Origin of the sequence: Desulfovibrio sp. JC010, from assembly GCF_010470675.1 — a bacterium.
In the GTDB taxonomy this organism is placed as follows: domain Bacteria; phylum Desulfobacterota; class Desulfovibrionia; order Desulfovibrionales; family Desulfovibrionaceae; genus Maridesulfovibrio.
The window spans coordinates 108,914-128,991 of sequence record NZ_VOIQ01000006.1 but is presented as its reverse complement, the minus strand read 5'-3'; the positions used below and the strand labels follow the sequence as shown (position 1 = coordinate 128,991).

At 47.8% G+C, this 20,078-nt stretch carries 19 protein-coding genes; 8 read left to right on the top strand and 11 right to left on the bottom strand.

Annotation, left to right across the window (positions count from 1 at the left end; all coding sequences use genetic code 11):
* Nucleotide 1: 1 nt before the first annotated feature.
* The 8 genes from FMR86_RS08565 to FMR86_RS08530 are packed head-to-tail and all read left to right on the top strand — an operon-like array spanning nt 2 to nt 8,662.
* Complete coding sequence (locus FMR86_RS08565; RefSeq protein WP_163350680.1) at nt 2-904, top strand: sulfotransferase; 903 nt, start codon at nt 2-4, stop codon at nt 902-904.
* Between the two features lie 20 nt (nt 905-924).
* The gene (locus FMR86_RS08560) at nt 925-1,602 is read left to right on the top strand and encodes a PIG-L deacetylase family protein (protein WP_163350679.1); all 678 of its coding nucleotides are present in this window, start codon (nt 925-927) and stop codon (nt 1,600-1,602) included.
* Nucleotides 1,603-1,644: 42 nt separating this feature from the next.
* Nucleotides 1,645-2,418 (top strand): cytidylyltransferase domain-containing protein, encoded by a 774-nt coding sequence (locus tag FMR86_RS08555; protein ID WP_163350678.1) that lies wholly within the window; start codon nt 1,645-1,647, stop codon nt 2,416-2,418.
* Nucleotides 2,419-2,428: 10 nt separating this feature from the next.
* Entirely contained in the window at nt 2,429-3,565 is a 1,137-nt protein-coding gene (locus FMR86_RS08550) for a radical SAM/SPASM domain-containing protein (RefSeq protein ID WP_163350677.1), read from the top strand.
* Nucleotides 3,566-3,607: 42 nt separating this feature from the next.
* The gene (pseB, locus tag FMR86_RS08545) at nt 3,608-4,591 is read left to right on the top strand and encodes a UDP-N-acetylglucosamine 4,6-dehydratase (inverting) (RefSeq protein WP_203544824.1); all 984 of its coding nucleotides are present in this window, start codon (nt 3,608-3,610) and stop codon (nt 4,589-4,591) included.
* Nucleotides 4,592-4,593: 2 nt separating this feature from the next.
* Nucleotides 4,594-6,297: a cytidylyltransferase domain-containing protein gene (locus FMR86_RS08540; protein WP_163350675.1), complete on the top strand. Its 1,704-nt coding sequence runs from the start codon at nt 4,594-4,596 to the stop codon at nt 6,295-6,297.
* A gap of 9 nt (nt 6,298-6,306) precedes the next feature.
* Nucleotides 6,307-7,611, top strand: coding sequence for a DegT/DnrJ/EryC1/StrS aminotransferase family protein (locus tag FMR86_RS08535; protein WP_163350674.1), 1,305 nt, complete (start codon nt 6,307-6,309; stop codon nt 7,609-7,611).
* Nucleotides 7,604-8,662, top strand: coding sequence for a hypothetical protein (locus tag FMR86_RS08530; RefSeq protein WP_163350572.1), 1,059 nt, complete (start codon nt 7,604-7,606; stop codon nt 8,660-8,662). The genes FMR86_RS08535 and FMR86_RS08530 overlap by 8 nt, the downstream gene beginning before the upstream one ends.
* 62 nt (nt 8,663-8,724) lie before the next feature.
* Here FMR86_RS08530 and FMR86_RS08525 read toward each other — a convergent pair whose 3' ends face one another.
* The 11 genes from FMR86_RS08525 to FMR86_RS08475 form a co-directional block, all read right to left on the bottom strand.
* On the bottom strand, nt 8,725-10,257 hold the full coding sequence (locus FMR86_RS08525) for an SPASM domain-containing protein (protein ID WP_163350673.1): 1,533 nt from the start codon (nt 10,255-10,257) through the stop codon (nt 8,725-8,727).
* A 21-nt stretch (nt 10,258-10,278) separates the two neighbouring features.
* A complete protein-coding gene (locus tag FMR86_RS08520; RefSeq protein WP_163350672.1) occupies nt 10,279-12,225 on the bottom strand; it encodes a sugar nucleotide-binding protein in 1,947 nt (648 codons plus the stop codon).
* A gap of 14 nt (nt 12,226-12,239) precedes the next feature.
* Nucleotides 12,240-13,307: a radical SAM protein gene (locus FMR86_RS08515; protein WP_163350671.1), complete on the bottom strand. Its 1,068-nt coding sequence runs from the start codon at nt 13,305-13,307 to the stop codon at nt 12,240-12,242.
* A 12-nt stretch (nt 13,308-13,319) separates the two neighbouring features.
* On the bottom strand, nt 13,320-13,979 hold the full coding sequence (locus FMR86_RS08510) for a class I SAM-dependent methyltransferase (protein ID WP_163350670.1): 660 nt from the start codon (nt 13,977-13,979) through the stop codon (nt 13,320-13,322).
* A gap of 4 nt (nt 13,980-13,983) precedes the next feature.
* Nucleotides 13,984-14,904, bottom strand: a complete 921-nt coding sequence (locus FMR86_RS08505) for a transketolase family protein (RefSeq protein ID WP_163350669.1) — start codon at nt 14,902-14,904, stop codon at nt 13,984-13,986.
* Entirely contained in the window at nt 14,897-15,703 is an 807-nt protein-coding gene (locus FMR86_RS08500) for a transketolase (RefSeq protein ID WP_163350668.1), read from the bottom strand. Before FMR86_RS08500 ends, FMR86_RS08505 begins: the two co-directional genes overlap by 8 nt.
* Nucleotides 15,704-15,720: 17 nt before the next feature.
* Nucleotides 15,721-16,752, bottom strand: a complete 1,032-nt coding sequence (locus tag FMR86_RS08495) for a phosphotransferase (RefSeq protein WP_163350667.1) — start codon at nt 16,750-16,752, stop codon at nt 15,721-15,723.
* Nucleotides 16,739-17,365, bottom strand: a complete 627-nt coding sequence (locus FMR86_RS08490; protein ID WP_163350666.1) for a hypothetical protein — start codon at nt 17,363-17,365, stop codon at nt 16,739-16,741. Before FMR86_RS08490 ends, FMR86_RS08495 begins: the two co-directional genes overlap by 14 nt.
* A 99-nt stretch (nt 17,366-17,464) precedes the next feature.
* The gene (locus FMR86_RS08485; protein WP_163350665.1) at nt 17,465-18,535 is read right to left on the bottom strand and encodes a radical SAM protein; all 1,071 of its coding nucleotides are present in this window, start codon (nt 18,533-18,535) and stop codon (nt 17,465-17,467) included.
* A 9-nt stretch (nt 18,536-18,544) separates the two neighbouring features.
* Nucleotides 18,545-19,111 carry an SIS domain-containing protein gene (locus FMR86_RS08480; RefSeq protein ID WP_163350664.1) on the bottom strand — a complete coding sequence of 189 codons (567 nt, stop codon included), beginning with the start codon at nt 19,109-19,111 and terminating at the stop codon, nt 18,545-18,547.
* Complete coding sequence (locus tag FMR86_RS08475; protein ID WP_163350663.1) at nt 19,101-20,078, bottom strand: hypothetical protein; 978 nt, start codon at nt 20,076-20,078, stop codon at nt 19,101-19,103. The genes FMR86_RS08480 and FMR86_RS08475 overlap by 11 nt, the downstream gene beginning before the upstream one ends.

Genomic DNA, 20,078 nt, shown 5'->3' with positions numbered 1-20,078 from the left:
TATGCGAACCATGCAAAAGAATCGGATGTTTATTTTTGGACCAGCCAGAAGTGGTACAACTTTGATTTCCAACTTGCTTTCCCAGCACGTGAACTTGCACATACTTGTTGACAGCATGCTTTATCAAAAAACAAAACGCGCATATGAAATGCTGGCCAGAAAATGTTCTCTTGACCCCAAAAAACCTGACGTAAACGTCCCGCTTAGTTATCAGCAAACAAAATATATTGTTTCCATGGTCATGTTTTGGCTTTTGGATATACAATATGATCTTCCTCTTCGGGATGGGGTTTACGGCTCATGGCTGAAAACATATCGAGAACGGGTAGATCCTTATCCCATATTGCAAAAAGCTAAAACAAAGCCGCTGACCATACGTAATCTGCTGGATGAGCTTTGGCTGCAAATGGCTGGAGAATTGTCAGAAGAAATTACCTGTTATGGTGAGAAAACGCCTTCTAATACGCATTGTGCTCGTTGGGTCTTAGCAGCTTACCCAAATGCAAAAACAATTATGGTAGTGCGTAATCCTTACACAAATATTGCGTCAATATATAATCGCTCTATACCTCAATATGATCTTCCACACGCAGTACATACGTATTTGAAATTCTATAAAACACTGTTGAAGATAAAAGATTTACCGAATGTTAAAGTTATTCACTATGAGGACATTATCAACAATTTAGTTGAGACCGGAAATGAGATGTTTTCATTCCTCGGCCTGTCCCAGCATATTCTCGAACCGATATTCGAACCGGTGGCAAGAGTTGACTATGTGGGGTCTGAAATAACAAAGGACAAGGATAATAAACTCAAACAGGTGTTTAATGCGGAACAAAAAAAATATATTAGAGAGCATTGCGGTCACATCTTTGATACTTTTTATCCTGCCGAGATTTAAATAACGAAAGGAGATGCATCGTGAATGAAAAGGCTTTGATTGTAGCAGCACACCCGGATGATGAGGTTCTGGGATGCGGTGCGACCATAGCCCGGCATGTTGCAAAGGGCGATGTCTGCCGTATTGTAATACTTGGCGGAGGTTTGAGAGCGCGTGGAGCTATCGACAGTGAGCAATTGGGCCTTTTGCGAAAACAGAGCAAAGAAGCCGCTGCAGTTCTCGGAGTTGAGGAGCTGGAGCATTATGACTTTCCTGACAATGCAATGGATACTGTTTCTTTGCTTGAGATTATTAAGGTCATTGAAAAGCAGATAGAGCTGTTTGCACCCTCTGTTATTTATACCCATTTTCAGGGCGACCTCAATGTTGATCACTCCATCACTTCCAGAGCTACCGTTACTGCCGCCAGGCCTTTTGCTGGAAGCAGTGTAAAAGAAGTCTGGTCCTATGAGGTCCTTTCATCAACAGAATGGAATTTCCAGAATATTTCAGACTCTTTTCATCCTCAATTATTTGTAGATGTTAAAGATTTCATGGCCCAAAAGATACGGGCGATGAAATGCTATACTTCCGAGTTGCAGGAGTATCCTGCCCCGCGAAGTGTGGAGATGATCGAAAATCTTGCCGCGCGCAGAGGGACTCAGTCGGGATGCCATGCCGCGGAAGCATTCCAATTGCTTTACAAAATATGTCGGTAAGTTGTATGTGCAGGACATAATTTTAAATTGGTAGTGAGGGTTATGAAATATCCTAAAAATATGGATATAATTGTTCAGGCACGAATGGGATCTACCAGGCTGCCGGGTAAAATAATGCAGCAGATTATGGGAAAACCCATGATCTGGTATGTTTTTAAGCGGTTAGAAGGGTGCAGGTCTGTAAGGCATTGTATTTTATCAACCTCGACGAATGAGCAGGACAAAATTGTCGCCGATTGGGCTGCCAAAAATGATATAAAATATTTCAGGGGAAGTGAAAGTGACGTACTGCTTCGTTATGGCGATACTGCAAAACACTTTGGTTCCGAACATATTATGCGGATTACAGGAGACTGCCCTCTCGTCGACCCCAAAATTTGTGACGACATCGCAGAGTATTATTATGCGGAAAATTTAGAATATTGCAGAACATCAGATGACTTTCCCCACGGGCTGGATTGTGAAATCTTTTCCAGGTCCGCACTGGACCTTGCATGCAGAGAGGCCCGGACGGAATCTGAAAGAGAGCATGTGACTACTTATATGAGCCTGCACCCAGACAGAATTAGACAGAAAACATACCAGAATGATAGTGATACTGTTGCAGGCGACTTGCGCATTACAGTGGACTACCCTGAGGACTTCACTGTCATCCGGGAAGTGCTGGAGCACCTGTTCCCATCCAACCCTTACTTTTCTTGTTCTGATATAGTTCTATTGCTGGAAAACAATCCGGATGTTGCGAAGCTGAATTCAAAGTACACTAGAAATGAATCATATTTAAATGAACTAAAACGTGACGGCCTGATTTCCTAAAGGAGTTTTTATGAGTGATAAAAGTCTTGTAGCTGGCTTCGAAAAAGTTGTTGAACGATTTTTAAATCAGGCTGTTTACTCTGCTTCCCCGGATTCAGAGAGTCCTTTTTTTCCCCGGTTAATCCATATTGAACCAACTAATATCTGTAATTTGCGCTGTGTCCATTGCCACCACCATCTTAATGAAAATGGAAAGCCCTCCTATAAACGTAAGCAAGGCATAATGGATATGGATCTTTATAGATCCATCCTTGATGAAATCGCTCCCTTGGGATGCTCGGTCACTCTTGATACTCAGGGTGAACCTTTGTTGCATCCTGCTATTCTCGAAATGGTAAGAATGGCAAAAAGCAGGGGGATGTATACTTCATTAATAACTAATGCCACCAAACTGAATGCTGAAAAAGCAAAATCCCTGATCGAGATGGAGTTGGACAGGATTGTTTTTTCTTTTGATGCTGCAGACAAGGATGTATACGAATCCATAAGGATTCGTTCGGATTTCAACCCTACTTTGCGCAATATCCTGCGATTCATGCAACTCAATGAGTTGCATGAACACAAGACCCATGTCTGCATGTCCATGGTGCATCAGGAACGCAACTGGGATCATGTTGAGGAGTATAAAGAGTATTTTTCAAAGCTTCCTGTTGATAAAATTTTTATAAATCCGATGCTGAATCTTTGCGGTTCGGCCGGGACTTCTTCTGAAATAGATCTTGCTGAACTGGCTCCTGAATCCAAAGAAGACTGGCCGGTATGCCGCATACCCTGGGAAAATTTAACAGTTAACTGGGACGGGCTGGTTACTGCCTGTCCAGTAGACGTAAATGTTGTTGCTCCCGTAGGGGATGTAAACAAGTCCAGCCTTGTGGATATTTGGAACTGCGAAAAAATGCGCAATTTTCGCAATGCTCACTTAAATCGTCGATATGAGGGTATAGAAACCAACGGTCCTCTTTGCTCGGTTTGTAACTGTAAGTTTGATTCTGAGTATGACCTGAGTCGGTACAGCAAATACGCAGTAAAAGCCATTGCCCGGGAGGCTCTTCATTACGCCAAATATCTGGGTGAAAATGTAGAAGTAAAAAGAGATATGGGGAATCAGGACTTTCTCGAGTTTGAGTTAAAACGTCTTGAGCCTTAATTCAGAAAAAATGCTGCCGGATGCAGCCTTCGGAGAATGGAAATGAAGCTGGATGGAAAAACTATATTGATAACTGGGGGCACAGGATCTTTTGGTAGAGCGTTAATCGATATCCTGCTTTTAGAATCCAATGTAAAAAAAATAATTATTTTTAGCAGGGATGAATTGAAGCAATGGGAAATGGCTAACAGCTACAGTCCTGAGCAGAAACAACGGTTACGTTTTTTTCTTGGAGATGTCAGAGATTCCAAAAGGCTTTACCGGGCTCTTGACGGTGTGAATATTGTTATTCATGCTGCTGCCTTGAAGCAGGTTCCTGCTGCTGAGTATAATCCTATTGAGACAATAAAAACCAATATCAATGGAGCATCAAATCTTATTGATGCCGCCATTGATACGAAAGTTGAAAAGGTTATTGCTCTTTCAACAGATAAAGCCGTTAACCCCGTGAATTTGTATGGGGCAACGAAGCTGTGTTCCGACAAGCTGTTTGTTGCGGGCAATGCTTACGTAGGCCATGACAAGACAAAATTTTCAGTTGTCAGATATGGAAACGTACTTGGAAGCAGGGGGAGTGTGGTTCCTTTATTCCGGGAGCGCAGCAAGTCAGGTCGTCTTCCTGTTACAGATACCCGGATGACACGGTTTTGGATTACTCTGGATCAGGCCGTCAGGTTTGTACTGAACAGACTTGCGGATATGCAAGGCGGTGAAATCTTCATACCTAAAATTCCCAGCACCTACATTGTTGATCTAGCCAAGGCGATTTGTCCGGAATGCAAGATTGATATCATCGGCATAAGGCCCGGAGAGAAGCTCCACGAAGTGATGATTCCTGAAGATGAGTCCCGCAATACCTATGAATTTTCAGACTACTATGTGATCAATCCTATTTTTGAGGGTTGTAATAAAAGGTATGAGGGAAGTGTTTGTACAAAAGTTCGCGATGGTTTTCAGTATTCCTCAGATTCCAACGAATGGTTTTTGACTGGGGAGGAGCTGAAAGAAACCCTTAAGCAGATATAATAATGACTGAATTATCAAAGGTAGGCATAGTCGTTGTCGCGCGTATGAATTCCAGCCGTCTGCCGGGAAAATCCATGGCGGATATTCTGGGTATCCCCAGTCTTGAGCATTTGCTGATACGGCTGGAGCGGTGCCGCTCGGTCTCTAAAATTATAGTGGCCACTACTCAGGATGATTCTGATGATCAGATTCAGGAGACTGCTAAAAAAAGAGGGCATTTGTGTTTCCGGGGAGATGCGGACGATGTTCTGGGACGAGTGTGCGGGGCTGTGAAGATGGCGGATCTTGACATTGTCGTCCATGTCACCGGCGATTGCCCTATGGTTGATCATGAGCTGGTGGATGAAATCATTGCCTTTCGGGAGAGCACCGGAGCTGACTATGCCATACTTGACCCGGACTATTTTCCCAGTGGATTCGATATAGAAGTATTTAAAGCTGAGTCATTATTTGATGTGGAAAAAAAATATTCCGACCCCTGGATTCGCGAGCATGTGACGGAACCTTTATATACCAGACCGGATGATTATTATGCGGAAAAAATGCTTCCGAAAGGGGAAATACCGTATCCTCCGGTCAAATTGTCTATTGATACCCCCCAAGAACTGGAAGTGGCTCAAGAGGTTTTTGCAGGCATATATCACGAGAATAATGACTTTTCCATAGACGATGTGTTTGCTTTTCTGGAACGCACACCTGAGCTGAAAAAGAAAGCGACTGTTTTTACAAAAAAGAAATACAGGGCCGGAGTTGTCGGACTGGGCCGGGTGGGTTTTCTGGATAGCCAGTTAAAGAAAAAAACTTTTTCCGTGAATACGCATGTCGCGGCATATCTCCGGCATGGTTCAACCAAGCTGCATGCTGTCTCAGAGAGCACCTCCCATTTATTGGAAAAATTTTCAGATCAATTGCAGATCGAAATAATCACTCCGGACGCTGCCGGGATGTTTGAACAGGGCAATCTGGATATTGTATCAATAGCGACTCCCCCTGAGAACCAAGCTGCTTTGGTCGAACTTGCTGTTGAGAGCGGTGTTAAGGCTATTTGGTGTGAAAAACCTTTTACCCTTAATCCGGAAGAAGCCAAGGCCGTATGTGAATTGTGTGAAGAACAAGGTGTGATTTTAGCCGTGAATCACTGGATGCGTTATTCTTCTGTCTTTCGTGAAATGAGGGATTTCATCTTAAGTGACGGCCTTGGGCAGATAGAAGCAGTGAGGATTCATTATTGCAAGGGGGCCGGAAACAGCGGTTCCCACGCTGTGGATTTAAGCAGATTCTTTTTTGGAGAAGTTGTGTCTGTTGTTGCGGCAAGCTGTACTCCTTTGGATACGGGCGATGCCAATATTGACGGCGTGCTTTTTATGGAAAACGGGATCAGAGTCCATTTAACAACCAGCGACTACAGGAATAATTTTTTCTTTGATGTGGATGTCGTCGGCACCGGGGGACGCATAAAAATTGAAAACAATAATGTTTCACAATTCAGGTTTGAGAATGGATGCAGTGTTGAAATATCACCATCTTTCTCCACGGAAATAGGGGAGCCTTTTCTTGCCGCAGTTGACGAACTGGTCAATTGTCTGCACGGCTTTTTAGAACAACCTTCCTGTACCGGTGAAGACGGATGGAGAAATACAGCCGTAGTGGCTGCCTTGCGGAAAGCATGTACCGCAGATAATTATTTTCAAAAAGTATTGTATTAGGTGGCAGTTATGGAAGAATTGGCTATTCTTGGCGGAAGACCGGTAACGGAAAAGAACTTCAACAACTACAATACAATAGGTGAAGAGGAGAAGGAGGAAGTTCTTGAAGTTTTAGATTCCGGAGTGCTCTCGGCGTTTATAGCTTCGCCCGGAGATTTTTTTTTAGGCGGGGAGAAAGTCCGCAAATTGGAACAGGAATGGGCGGATTATTTCTCAATAGCCCATGCGGTTTCCATGAATTCCGCAACTTCGGCCCTGATTGCAGCGATCTCTGCATGCGAAATCGGTCCGGGAGACGAAGTAATAGTGCCGCCCTTAACAATGTGCGCAACAGCCACAGCGGTGCTTGCAAATAATGCCGTACCTGTTTTTGCCGATGTTGACCCTGAAACAATGAATATTTCTCCTGCGGCAGTGGAAAAACTGGTCAACAAGCGTACTAAAGCCATCATGGTGGTTCATCTTGCCGGATTTCCATGTGACATGGATGAAATCATGGCAATTGCCGGGAAGCATAATCTTTATGTTGTCGAGGATAATGCTCAGGCACCGGGGGCTTTGTATAAAGGGGAATTTGCGGGCTGCATCGGTCATATTGGAGTCTTCAGCCTGAATTGCCATAAAACCATCCAGAGCGGCGAGGGAGGGATTGCAGTAACAAATGACAGTGATCTTGCCCTTAAATTGCAACTGGTAAGAAACCACGGTGAAAAATGCGTGGCGGGAGTAGGCCTTGAGGGAAAATTTGACCATATTGGTTATAATTTCCGCATGACCGAACTTGAAGCTGCTGTGGCAATTCACCAGTTGCGAAAACTGGAGTACCTGAATGATCGGCGTATCAAGCTTGCAGACTACCTAACCGAACGTCTCAATAATGAATGCTCTTTTATACGCACCCCTTGCAAAGCAGATGACCGGACGCATGTCTACTATATTTACCATATGCAATATGATGAAAAAGCAGCAGGCATTCCACTGGATCTTTTTGCCAAAGCGGTTCAGGCGGAAGGGATTCCTTTATATTCAAGGTGGGGAAGCCCGATTTACACCCTGCCTGTGTATCAGCGTAGAAATGCATACGGGAATGGAAACTGTCCGTTCGAGCCTCCATATCATGACAGAGATGTCTCATATCCCACAGGCCTGTGCCCGAATGCTGAGCTTTCTGAAGAAACATCATTATTCATGTTTGCTGTGGTTAGATGGCCTCAGACAACAGAAGATATGGACAATGTTGTTTCTGCTATCAATAAGGTTGTTACGCATAAAGAAAAACTTTTACAGTTAAGCGAACACGTCACTTGTGAGTAGCCGGAAAAAGATACTTATAGGTTCCGGTTTTCCCGGGGGCGCAGCTTGTCTTGCGCCTGTTGCTGCGAGCATAAAAAGGACCGGGGCCTATGGATTGTCCTGTGTGTGTACTGCCTTAAGTAAGGGGACCTTTGAACTGCTTAATTGCCCTGCGGAAATTTGTTCATTTGAAAATGACAGGGATGCTTTCAGGCTTGTCGAAGAAAAAGATCCTGCACTGCTGATCTCAGGCCTTCTCGGAGAGTTCGAGACTTCAATGGACTACAGGCTGCAAAGAGCTGCCCGGAACCTTAAAATTCCGGTTTTGACAGTACTTGATTCGTGGATGCATTTGCCGGAACGGTTTGTGCGAAGCAAAGACGGATCAGGATTTGAATATCTCCCTGATATGATCTCTGTTATGGATCAAAAGTGTGCGGATAAATTAGTGCACCACGGTATACCATCTGGCAACATCGCAGTGACAGGGCATCCGATTATTCAATATCTGAAAGAAAAGATTTACAAGCCGTCTTCCTTCACAAAAACAACCTGGGTTTTTTATTCTGAGCCTCTCTCTATTGTTTATGGAGACACGCTCGGGACAGGATTTAACGAAGTCGAGGCCTTCTCAATGGTTATAAAGGCAAGCCGGAATGAGCAGAATACCCCGCGAATTCAAGTAAAAGAGCATCCCCGACATTCCACATTGGAGAAAACAGGCTGCCTTGAGAATCCACAGGTTGAACTTGTGGACATCAATGCAGACCCCTATCAATTAATATTTGATGCAGATATAATTTTCGGCATGTCCAGTTCTTTGCTCGTGTGGGCTTTTTTGCTGGGAAAAAAAGTAGTCCCCATGCTTCCCGGAGGAGACAGTGACTGGCAGGATATGAATATTTTGATTCGGAGAAACTATATCCCCAATGCCAATACACAGGATGCTCTTAAAAAAATATTAGATTCTGAAATAGATTCTAGCTTGCAGGATAAATTGCGAGCAGAATTGTTCTGGCACCGCAACACAGCAGATGAGTGTGCAGATCTGGCTTATTCTCTTTTAAAGTAGCTAGTTGAAAACATTCCATATGTTGACTCCGTTGCGCCCATCAAATGAGCAGAAACAGTTTATTATTTCATGCTGGCCCGGATCATGTCCGCCACAGTGCGTTTTAGATCGCTCAGGTTGGTAATCGGGGCAAGCGGACAGTCTTTGCAGACCGGATCGTTTATTTCTCCGGTGATCAGCTGTCTGCGCAGCTCGGTGAAGCGGGATGTATGCATGGCTTTACGGAGTGTGGTTTCTTCATCCACCCGGCCCATGATTTCATCGCGCAGATGGCAGGAACGCAGATCCCCGTTCTCCATGAGCAATGGAGAATTCCACGGACGCAGGCAGAAACGTGTACTCTTTTTGTCCGGAACCGGTCCCTGAGCCTGCGCATTCTGATTTTTTTCATTGGCGGTACAAGAAGAATCAATGCCGAGCGGAGGAAAACGCAGGTCGTAATCCAGCAGCACCTTGGGGAAGAAATGTTCTTCCTCGCTGAGTCCGGCGGCCTTGATTTCTTTTACCAGTTCAGCTGATTCTTTGGATAGTTTATCCCAGAGCGGGCCGCATTTGCCGTTATGGATTCTGATTTCATGGTCTGCATACTGCTGATGGAATTCATCGGCATGGTCAACAACCCAGCCGACCATATAGTCCATGTTGAAAGGCTCAAGACGTTCAGGGAGCCTTGAATCGCGCGGACTGAGGTCGAAGACGGCCATTTCATCGGAATCTTGGATAATGTATACCTTGCTGATTTCTTTGCAGATTTTGCAGACACAATCGTCATCAATTGTTCCCTCAAACTCGCTTAGAGTCTCCGGATAAATCATGATCGGGTGCAGATGGCAGTTATGGGCCAGCAGACCTTCGCCGGGAATTGACCAGAACATCTGCGAAGGCCAGCCGCTTGATTTTTCTGATCCCATAGTGGCGTTGTGGGTGTCCGGATGCAGGTGGTCCAGAGCCAGATCGACCAGTTCTCTGGATTTGATGGGAGCTTCTATGCGCTTTGCAGTGAAAAAAAACCGGCGCATGAGCGGCTGGAACTCTTCTTTGAGAACACGCACGCTTGCGAGCATGATAGCGGTATAGCCTTCAGCTGCCCGGCGGTACAGGGTGTGGAATGTGTTCTCCGAGAAAACCGCGTCCGGGGTGAGAACTACAAGTCTTGCTCCCTCTTCATGTGCTTTGCGTATGGCGTGTTTATGGGCCAGAATCATGAATCTGTATTTATTTTTGCTTTCTATTATTTGCCAGTCAACAAGATAGAGCCGGATATCCATGATCTGGGCCAGCTGTTTATAAGCGGGGGATTCTTCCAGGGCCGGACGATCTTCCGGGGTGGTATAAATTATATAGGTTGAGCGGGATTCGGTATTTAATGATTCAATGTTTCCGGCACCCAGCTGGGTAGGCAGTACGTCATTCACAAACATGGAGGTGAATTCTTTGCCGAATACAACAATTACAGTGTGGAAATAAATTTTTCCGGGAGCTTTCTGCTGTCCGTTTTTTTCGGTTCTATGGCATGGAAATACGTCCATGTCCGCATTGTCATATGCCTGCCGCAGAGCCTGTTGCTTCAGGGATTCGTTCTCATTGTGGTGCATGTGATCTCCGTAAGATCCTTTTTATTCATCTGAAATTAAAAAATCAATAAAAGGGTGTTCTGCCTGAATCCGCTTTGCGATGTGTGTCCCCAGTTTTTTATTAAAGCCCATTACCACTACTGCCCCAGCCGGAATATCTGCCGGACTTATAATGGGCAACCCCATGTGTCTTTGTCCCTGTTTGCCCGGATCTTCGTCAACGAAAAATGAGACATTGCCTTTGAGGACCGCACCCAGCCATGTCCCGGCCACAGCGGTTCCGAAAATTCCTGTTTCCTGTTTAGTACTTATTTGCTCTGCTTTACGGGCCAGTTGGTCAAGCCAGCGGAGTTTTTCTGCCAGACTTTGTATTGCGGTTCCCTGCTTCGGCCGGATTTGGCGTCCATTTGATTTGCGGGCGGTGAATCCTATTTCTTTAGTCAGCCATGGGTCTGTTTTCGCAGTGATCTTCAGTCCTGCCTGCGCAGCCATAAATTCCAGTGTTTCCGGTGTGAAGTGGGAGCAGTGGTCACAGACCATAAGATCAAAGGGGTTGTCCGCAAATGATGAGGTATGGATCATTATCTGCCCGCCCTCGCGTAAAAGCCCCCCAAGCTGTTTGAGTACGTCGACCGGATCAACAAGATGTTCGATCACATAGGTCATGGTGATCAGATCAAATTTCTGCCCGATGTTTTTCAGCGGACCTGAGTAGAAGCTTTGTACTCCCTGCAAATGAAGTATTTCTTCTCTTTGTTCCGACTGTTCGTGTCCATAGAGATTCCATTTGGGGCGGCGCATATGAAATTGTTGCAGCAGGGAGCCGTTGCCGCAGCCCACATCAAGCACGGAGCCTTTCTCCGGCAAGGACAGGGCTGAAATAAGTTTGTCCATCAGGATTCCGCTACGGGGGCTGCCTTTACCGTGCTCATCAAAGATCAGCGGCTCATTCCCGGCACTCAGCGGATACATTTCATATCCGGAATAAATGCCGTTGATATCTTTGAACCATTGGGGGGAAAGCTTCTTCTGTGGGTGTCCGCACTCCTTGCAGATCATGAATTCTCCTGCCCGCGGCCACGGCTTGCAGTCCGAAGTTATGCCGGGAAAGGAATTGTATTGTTCAAAAAAACGGAGTTCAGTGCTTCCACAGAGCAGGCAGCGGCGGCAAAGCAGTTCCTCAATTACCTGCTGCGCATGGGGAAATTTAAACCCGATCAGCTCTTCTGTCTCTGCTGTCTCCAGCGCAGAGTGTTTCGGGCAGTAGTTCAGAAAATTCATGCAACTGGCAGGCTCAATCAGTGTGTTGTCGAATCCGGCCTGTGAGCACAGTTTACGTCCGAATTCAAGATAGCTGATTTCCTGCGGGCCGGAACAATGAAATATGCCGTCTGCGTCCGCTTCCATAATCCGGCAGCACCCCAGTGCTGCGTCTTCAAAAAGAACCGGGGCTATGCTCAGGTCGCTGAAGGGAGTGATTTTATTCCCTGCGGCAAGGTCATCCAGCCAGCCGGAGATGAGCGGGGTCTTGCGGTCCAGAAGTTTGGTCAGCCGCACAATGGCCGTCTGTCCGGGGAATTTGCGCAGGAAATTTTCCACATCGGTTTTCTGGCGTCCATACTCCGTAGCCGGGCAGGTGGACTCTTTCGGGGCGGGCATAGCTTTTTCCCCGTCAAAAACAGCGGTACTGGAGGGGTAGAGTATCTTAGTTCCTCGTTTGAGCAATGCTTTGCATAGTTCTATGGTCCGGTCCACATTGATGGTCCGGGATTCGGGATGATCTGCACACTCCCTGTAACCTGAAATTCCGGCTCCGATCACTGCCCAGTCAGCATTGGGTAGATTGGTGAACTTTGGTTCATCTTTTAGTTCGAAATGGATAAGCACCGGATTTTTGCGCGAAGTCTGGATAACTTCATGCCCGTTTTGCCGGATTTGACCGGCAATCGCATTGCCTAGCGAACCGTCTCCGATAACCAGAATCTTCATCTATAAAAAAACTCCTAGACAAAAGGCAGGTGGTCGGGGTTGACGTTGAGGTATTCGTGGATGAGTTTGTTGGTCCGGTTGGCTACACAATGGTGTTTGCAGTCCCGGCCGGGATTGATTTTGTAGAATTTATCCGGGTTGCCCTGCCAGAAATCTTTGAAGCTCTGCTCGGCTATGGAACCCAGCACTCCGGAATCAAGGTTGTAGGCTTTATCGTGGCAGGTGTAGACCCGCTGGTCAGCACCGATAACCGGCTGAATCTGGAGGTTGGGGCACCATGTGTACGGTTTGCCGAATTTTTCATCCAGTTCGTGGTAGGCATCAAAAATTTCACACTCTTTATCATGCAGATCTTCCTTGGCCCGCTGGGTCTGTTCCTTGATTTTGCCGAATACCGGAGCATGGTAGCGATTATTCTCGTGTCCGTCGTTACTGACCACGCAGGGAGAGAATTTAATGCTATCCACCCCCGCATCTTTCAGTTTACTGCCCATTTCATAAACATGGTCGGCATTATCGCGGTTGATGATATAGCTGACGCCCAGAAAGCATTTTCCGTTCAGCTTTTTAAAATTTTTAATATTGTCCATGACTTTGGAAAATTCATCTTCCGGCACGGAGCGGAACCGGGAATAGCTGGGGCCGTCCCAGCCATCCATGGATATTCTTATCCACGTGCCCATGGAGGAAAATATTTCGGCAATTTCGTCCCTGAGCAGTCCGCCGTTGGTCAGTGTGGCAATGCTGACACCGCCCTCGGCAAGGTCACGGGCGGTTGCGGACAGCTGCGGGTAGCAGAGCGGTTCTCCGCCGCCGCTGAAGGTGACCGCTTTTACGCCCATATCAATACAGTCGGCTACGATTTCTTTCATTTTCAGGGTCGGGATGCGGTCGGCAATGGACATATCCTGCCCCAGCTGCAGTTCCGGATTGCGGTAGGCACAATAAGAACAGCTGTGGTTGCAACCGTTGGTGGGTTTTATGCGGATGTGGATGGGAGCTTCAACCCGGTCTGCTTCGCGGGGCAGGGAATCGAGCTTGTCCTGATAGTGGAAAATTTTCAGATTGGTATAAAGCTGCATTGTGTCTCCGGTTTATTCAAAATAGATGAATTCGTAATCGCCGCTGTAGCTGAAATTTTTAAAAATCCATGTCCATTCTTCTTTACTGAAAAACGATTCGCAGGTCAGGGCCCAGCATTGCAGGTTGAATAATTCCTGCTCATTGCGGAAGCTTTCCACGCACAGAAATTTATTTTGCGCGACCCTTTCCATTTCTCCAAGTGCTTTTTTGAGATTAAAAACGGGCAGATTGTGCAGAGAGTTGATGGAAATCACCAGATCAAATTCCCCGTCCGCATATGGATACGGTTCTTCGGCCCGGTGGGTGAACAATTTGTCCCGGATTTCATCTTTGGCCCCGGCCAGTCCATGTCTGGAAATATCAAAGCCGTGCACATCCATGCCCAGCTTATGCAGTTCATAGAGCAGGAATGCTTTGCCGCAACCAACATCCAGAATGCGGGAACCTTTTTGCAGGCCGTATGTCTCGATCAACCCCTCTGCCACCGGAGTCCAGTATCCTTCAATATAGCGGTAGCCGCCATAGCCGTAGCGGCGGTCTCCGTCCCAATAGTCAAATTCATATTCTTTGGCCTTGAGCATGCATTCCACTTTGGAATCGTTCATACGTTCCAAGTAATCGCGGTTGGTGGAAGTGTGCAGCGGGGTGATCAGGTTGAGTTGTTTTGCCATAATTTTATTTTAAAAGTTTTTTTGTTTCTACAACAATATTTTCAGCGGTCAGCCCGTTATGGGCGAAGTGCTGCAATTGAGAGCCGTAGTTTTCGCTGAAGGAATCCGGCAGCCCGATCCGTTTCATGCGCAGCGGGTTGGGCAGGCAGGCTTCAGCGAGGATTTCCGCCACTGCGCTGCCGAGTCCGCCGAGCACGGTGTTTTCTTCTACGGTGATTACCGCCCGTGTTTCCCGCGCTTTGGAGACTATGGCTTCGGAGTCCAGCGGTTTGATGGTCGGCAGATGCAGTATTGAGGCTTCTATTCCTTGCGCGGCCAGCAGATCTCCAGCCTGTTTCATAATTCCCAGCATGACCCCGCAGCCCATGAGCAGCACGTCTTTGCCTTCGCGATAGGAGTATGCCTTACCGAATTCGAAAGATTTTTCTTCGGTGACAATGGGGTCGTAGCCTTTGGCAAGGCGTATGAAAATCGGTCCCTGATGATCGAGGGTGTGCGGCATGAGCCGATTCATTTCCTTGGCATCTGCCGGGGAAAGTACGGTCAGGTTGGGGATGACCCGCAGGATGGAAATATCTTCGGTGGCCCAGTGTGTGGGCCCCAGCGGGGCGTAAACCAGTCCTCCGCCGTTTCCGATGAATCGCACATTGAGGTTGTGCAGGCAGGCATCGAGCAGCAACTGTTCATAGCAGCGTCTGGTCAGAAAACTTTGGATGGTATTAATGTAGACCACCTTACCCTCATGAGCCAGCCCGCAGCCCATGCCCACAGCGTGTGCTTCGGCAATGCCTTCCATGAAGAAACGTTCCGGCATCTCTTCCTGAAAATGAGAGAGGGTACCCGCACCGAGATCCGAGCCGATAAAAACTACCCGTTCATCTTTTTTTGCCAGTTGGTAGACCTGTTCCAGACAAGCTTTACGCATGGTAATCCTCGATGCCCTTAATAATCATGGCGTGATCTTCTGCTGACATCTTTGTTTTGTGGTGCCAGGTGGGATTGTTTTCTGCGGCAGGTATGCCCTTGCCCTTAACGGTATGACAGATAATGACTGACGGTTTGTCTTTTTCAAAAGGAAGGTCCGCGAAAGCATTTTTCAGTTCCGGGACATCGTGTCCGTCAACCTCACGTACAGCAAATCCGAAAGCTTCCCATTTGTCGGCAAAAGGTTCCAGTCCGGAGATATCTTCAGTGGGACCGTAGGATTGCAGCTTGTTGTAATCCACAATGGCGGTCAGGTTGGAGAGTTTTTGGCGGGCCGCGCTCATGGCTGCTTCCCAGACTGAACCTTCTCCGCATTCCCCGTCGCCGAGTACAGTAAAAACACGGCTTGCCGAATTGTCGATTTTAAGTGCAGCAGCAACGCCCACCGCAAAAGGTAAACCATGTCCGAGGCTTCCGGTGGCAAACTCCACTCCCGGAGTTTTGGTGGTGGGATGCCCGCCTACGAGTCCTTCAAAGGAACAGAAACTGAACAACTCTTTTTCACTGATGAATCCCTTTTCCGCCAGCAGCACGTACAGGGCCAGACAGCCGTGTCCCTTGCTGAGAATGAAGCGGTCCCGCTCAGGCAGAAGCGGGTTGGCGGGATCATATTTTAAAACCGAATCATAAAGAACGCGCAACATTTCCACCAGAGACATGGACGGCCCGACATGGCCCCGCCCGGCATGGTGGAGCACGTCCACGATTTTTTTTCTGAGCTGCTTAGAACGCTGGTCCAATTTATTTCTCCGCTATATTAATTCTGTAAATTTAATGCGCTTAGTATCTGTAAATCTTTATTAAGGAAAATTTCAGCTTTTTCAAGTTGCTGCGTCTGCAACTCTTCACGTTTGCCGACGTTGCCACGGGCAAATTCTCGGCGTTCAAGGTGCTGGTTTATGAATTCGTTAAGCAGGATCATACACCATTTCAAACGGAACAGGGGCAGGTAGGTTTTAAAACGCCGGGTGAAGTTCTGATCAGATTTAAAGGTGTTTTTCATGCCCGCAAAGAAAACAGCCATCTGTTGCGCACCCAAATCCATGGCCGGGTGGAGCAGGAAGTCCGCAGCAGCTTTAACCGGATCATCCCAGCCGAAATATTCGAAATCAACAAAAGCGAGTCCGCTTTCAGTTCGCAACGCATTATGAAAACCGAAATCTGACGGGCTGAGCGTTCTGAAATTTTTTTTCAGCTGCTCATGCCATAATTCTCCGGGGAAATGTTGCTTTGCAATGCCGATGCACCTATCAAATTCCGGAAAAAACCTATCATCCAGAAATGAATGCATACGCTTGTAGATTCGGTTTTCTGCGGGCAGAGCTTGCAGTCGCGCTAGTCTATTTTTGATATTATCAACCAGTTCCGCAGGCGAAAAGCAGGCTTCGGCTGCACGGGGTATCTGGGTCGCTTCCGGGAGCATGGAAATATCTTTCAGGCTGGCGAGAAATGAGACTATTTCCCGGACGTCCTGATCTGTCCCGTTTTCAACAGGGGGTCCGGGAATAAAAGAAAATATTGCGCCCTGAAGGGATTCATCAAATCCCAGAGGAGAAGGAATCTTGCCCATGCCGGACCCGGTCATGAATATGATAGCGTCCCATTCCTGTTTCAACCTGCTGCGTCCGTCCGCAGTGGGCTGAAGGTAGAATTTAGCCAGCAGGGATTTGCCCGATTCGCAATCAACGCGAAAGACCCGGCTGTTTCGTCCGGCTCGGATGGGGGCAACCTTAACCGGAAGTTCTCCGCTCAGGGAGCGGACCAGCTCTCCGGGATCAGAATCTGCCATCCGCAATCCCCTTGAATACAAATTCGCTGATTTTGGTGAAGTCAGGCAGGACGATCACACCGGGAATCTCCACTTCCTGCTCTGAGGAAAAAAGTATCTTGGTGACCTGTTGCGGAAAATCTGCTTCGAGATAAAGTTCTTTCAGGTCATCGATGAAAATATTGTGTTTCAGCTGGCGGATAGTCTTTATCTTTTTTGACCGTGTGGGCAGAAAAAAGACGTCATTTTCATTTAACCCCAGCCCTGATTCCGAGAAAAAATTGTGGCGTTTTAAAAAGGCTCTTGCCGCTACGTGCAGATCAACTTTGCTGTCCCCGTAATTAGGGTAGCGGGTCTTGTGGCTGACAATCTGGAATTTAATCCCCTGGTTTTTCAGTTGCAGCAGAAAATCCCGGGCTCCCGGCATCAATTCCGCCTGCTCCATGTGGGTGCCGTAAATAGCTATCTGTAATTTCTGCCATTCAATATCGTCGTGGACGGCGCGGATCTGATCACGGATTACCCGTTTCTCCTTCGGCAGATCACTGGAAATCAAACCACGTTCCACGGCAATTCCATGCAACGAATTGTCATAACAGATAATTGTATTATCAAGGTCAATTCCGATTAGCATAACCCAAACCCCTATTAGGGAGTGCAGAGGGGATTATCCCCTTTGCCCGCCGGAGGCGAAATTAAATATCAAAAGCGCGAAGCGCATCAACTCCCTGCCTTAAATAAAATTTACATGATCACCGGGATTCTTAAGCTCCCAGAGATAGGCGTTGATCTTATCCATGCGGCAGTTTACGCGGCAGGTGGTGGGGTCAAGATTTTCAGCACACCATTTGAGCGAAGCTGTCCGCTTTGGTCCGGTCCAGATTTCTTCAAAACTGCTTTCATGAATATTTCCGTATAGGAAATTATCTTCATTGAGGTAGATGCTGCACCCCCATACATTTCCTTTTGCATCAATGTATGACCAGAACGGCAAGGCATTACAGCACTTGTAGTCGCGTTTCTGTCCGTCCCATATTTTCATGGTTGCGCTGCGGAAAATCACGTTGAAGCTGTCCGTCTTGTAGCTTTGCAGCCGCTCTTCAAGTTCACTGCAGTCCGTATAGTTTATGTCTTTGTATTCAGTACAGATGGATTGCGGGTGATGTGAGTAGGGCTTGACCACCAGATAATCCATGCCCGCATCGCGGGCCAGTCCGGCAAGGTTCTCCACTTCATCTTCATTTTCAGGCAGCAGTACCAGTTGCACGCCGAGTGTACAGCCGGAGTTCTGTTTTTCACGGATGTCGGCGGCGTTTTCCAGATTCTTGAGCACACGCTGGAAATCTTCTTCTTGCGTGCCGTGGATGTGGCCATAGGTTCCCGGGGTTCCGGCATTCAGGCTGACTTTAATCCAACTGGTGCAGGGCAGGATTTCGGCTGCGGTTTTCCCGTTAAGCAGCACTGCATTACTGGTCAGTGCCGTGTCAATGCCGCTGGCTTTGGTGGTTTGGATAATCCGGGCCATGTCCTTGTGGAGCAGGGGTTCACCTTCCCCGGCATACATGATGCTTTTGACTCCCAGCTTCCCCATTTCGGCAAGCCTTTCAGTCATGATTTCCGTGTCCAGAAAATCGGGCTTGTATCCGGCAAAGTCCAGCCCGCAGAATTTGCAGCGGTGGTTGCAGGATCCGGCGGGACTCAGTTCCATGTACAGCGGATAGATATTTTCACCAGCCAGCCAGTGGGCCACCCGCTCCGGGTGCAGGTGCAGTTTGTGGGAATCAATGCGTAAATTATCGCTCATACATGTTCCTTATGCAGGGGGAAAGGACACTGAATCCATCCAGTAGTGCAGGATGCAGGCATGCCCGGTTTCAGCCATGCCGTAGGTTTCAGCGGGCAGCCAGAAATTTATGTCGCCCATGGAACGCAGCTTGTTTTCCGCGGACATGGCACTCAGGGTGATTACCGAGGCTCCGGTGTCAGCGGCAAGGCTGCAGGCATTTACAACGTTCGGTGAGTTGCCGGAACTGCTGATGGCTACCAGCATATCGTCCGCGGTCAGTCTGCGTTTGAGCGGCTCAACAAAGACCTGATCATATGAAATGTCGTTGGCAAGGGCGGTGATCAGGGCCAGATCAGTGAAAACCTGAGTGTGAACGTGGGCATTTTTGGCAAGGTCGGCGGAAAAATGGCTGGCCATGGAGGCACTGGCCCCGTTGCCGATGAGGTAGATGATTTTCCCCTGCTTGCGCAGCTCTTCGGTCATTCCCTTCCAGACGGAAAAAGCTTCATCGCAACCGTCGGGACAGCAGTCGTTGCCGCTGACTTCGATGGAACTGAGACAGGTTTGTAAATTCTGGGTGTGTTTATTCCACAAGGTTTTTATCCCGTGCTTGAAGTTTTACGGCTGCGGTCCAGAGTTGGGGGATGGTCTGTTCGTGAAATCCCCGCACATAAAAGCTCCTGCCGCCGTCGGCAACAGTGCGGGCCAGCATGGTTTTCCACGGCCTGAAATAGTAGCGGGCGTCGTTTTTCGGGGCTTCGCAGTTGATGTCTTCCGGCAGATCGTGCAGGTCGCAGACGAGGGTGGTGAAATCGCAGATCGGATTGGAAGAGGCATTGCGGACCATGGCTAACGCTTTGAGATAGATTTCCGGTGCCATGATCGCACTGCCGAAATTCATGACCACCCCCTGCTCAAGCTCTTCCATCCGGTCGCAGAAGATCAGGAAATCGCGGTAGCTGGCCTCGCCGATGGCTGCTCCGTTGCAGTTCGGGTGCTCATGGATGATATCATAACCGATTCCGGCATGCACGGTCACCGGGATACCAAGTTCATATCCCTTGGCGAAAAGGCTGGCCTCTGCATGGGGAAGTTTCTGTTCGCAGATATATCTGCCTACGGCTTCTCCGAAACCCAGCCCCTGTGCATTGCCTTGAGAAATGATATCGTTGAGCAGTCCGGTTTCCTGCCAGAGGCCGAATTGTCCACTGGAAATGTATTTTGCCACTGATTCGGTGGTCTGCCCGCAGAGCGCGAATTCAAAGTCGTGGATGGCGCAGGCCCCGTTGACCGCGATGCAGCTGATCAACCCCGTTTCCATGAGTTCGAAAAGGTAGCGTTGTACCCCGGAGCGGATTACGTGCGCCCCGATCATGAGTATGCGTGCCTTGCCTTTATCCCGTGCCAAAGCGAGCTCTTCGGCGATAATTTCAAGGGACGGATGAATCTCTGTGCAAGGTTCCGGGGTTTTAATAATCCCGGTATCAAGCAGGCTCTCCCGTTCTGCTATGGGGCGCAGTTGAAGTCTGCTGCGGTCGAATTGGCGGTATCTGCTGCTCAT

Bases quoted from the DNA above. Each gene is read 5' to 3' on its own strand.
- FMR86_RS08485 (WP_163350665.1), bottom strand. From the start codon at position 18,535: ATGAGCGATAATTTACGCATTGATTCCCACAAACTGCACCTGCACCCG.
- FMR86_RS08495 (WP_163350667.1), bottom strand. From the start codon at position 16,752: ATGGCAGATTCTGATCCCGGAGAGCTGGTCCGCTCCCTGAGCGGAGAA.
- FMR86_RS08565 (WP_163350680.1), top strand. From the start codon at position 2: ATGCGAACCATGCAAAAGAATCGGATGTTTATTTTTGGACCAGCCAGA.
- pseB (WP_203544824.1), top strand. From the start codon at position 3,608: ATGAAGCTGGATGGAAAAACTATATTGATAACTGGGGGCACAGGATCT.
- FMR86_RS08555 (WP_163350678.1), top strand. From the start codon at position 1,645: ATGAAATATCCTAAAAATATGGATATAATTGTTCAGGCACGAATGGGA.
- FMR86_RS08490 (WP_163350666.1), bottom strand. From the start codon at position 17,365: ATGCTAATCGGAATTGACCTTGATAATACAATTATCTGTTATGACAAT.
- FMR86_RS08550 (WP_163350677.1), top strand. From the start codon at position 2,429: ATGAGTGATAAAAGTCTTGTAGCTGGCTTCGAAAAAGTTGTTGAACGA.
- FMR86_RS08525 (WP_163350673.1), bottom strand. From the start codon at position 10,257: ATGCACCACAATGAGAACGAATCCCTGAAGCAACAGGCTCTGCGGCAG.
- FMR86_RS08535 (WP_163350674.1), top strand. From the start codon at position 6,307: ATGGAAGAATTGGCTATTCTTGGCGGAAGACCGGTAACGGAAAAGAAC.
- FMR86_RS08515 (WP_163350671.1), bottom strand. From the start codon at position 13,307: ATGCAGCTTTATACCAATCTGAAAATTTTCCACTATCAGGACAAGCTC.
- FMR86_RS08475 (WP_163350663.1), bottom strand. From the start codon at position 20,078: ATGAGCAGCAGATACCGCCAATTCGACCGCAGCAGACTTCAACTGCGC.
- FMR86_RS08520 (WP_163350672.1), bottom strand. From the start codon at position 12,225: ATGAAGATTCTGGTTATCGGAGACGGTTCGCTAGGCAATGCGATTGCC.
- FMR86_RS08510 (WP_163350670.1), bottom strand. From the start codon at position 13,979: ATGGCAAAACAACTCAACCTGATCACCCCGCTGCACACTTCCACCAAC.
- FMR86_RS08540 (WP_163350675.1), top strand. From the start codon at position 4,594: ATGACTGAATTATCAAAGGTAGGCATAGTCGTTGTCGCGCGTATGAAT.
- FMR86_RS08505 (WP_163350669.1), bottom strand. From the start codon at position 14,904: ATGCGTAAAGCTTGTCTGGAACAGGTCTACCAACTGGCAAAAAAAGAT.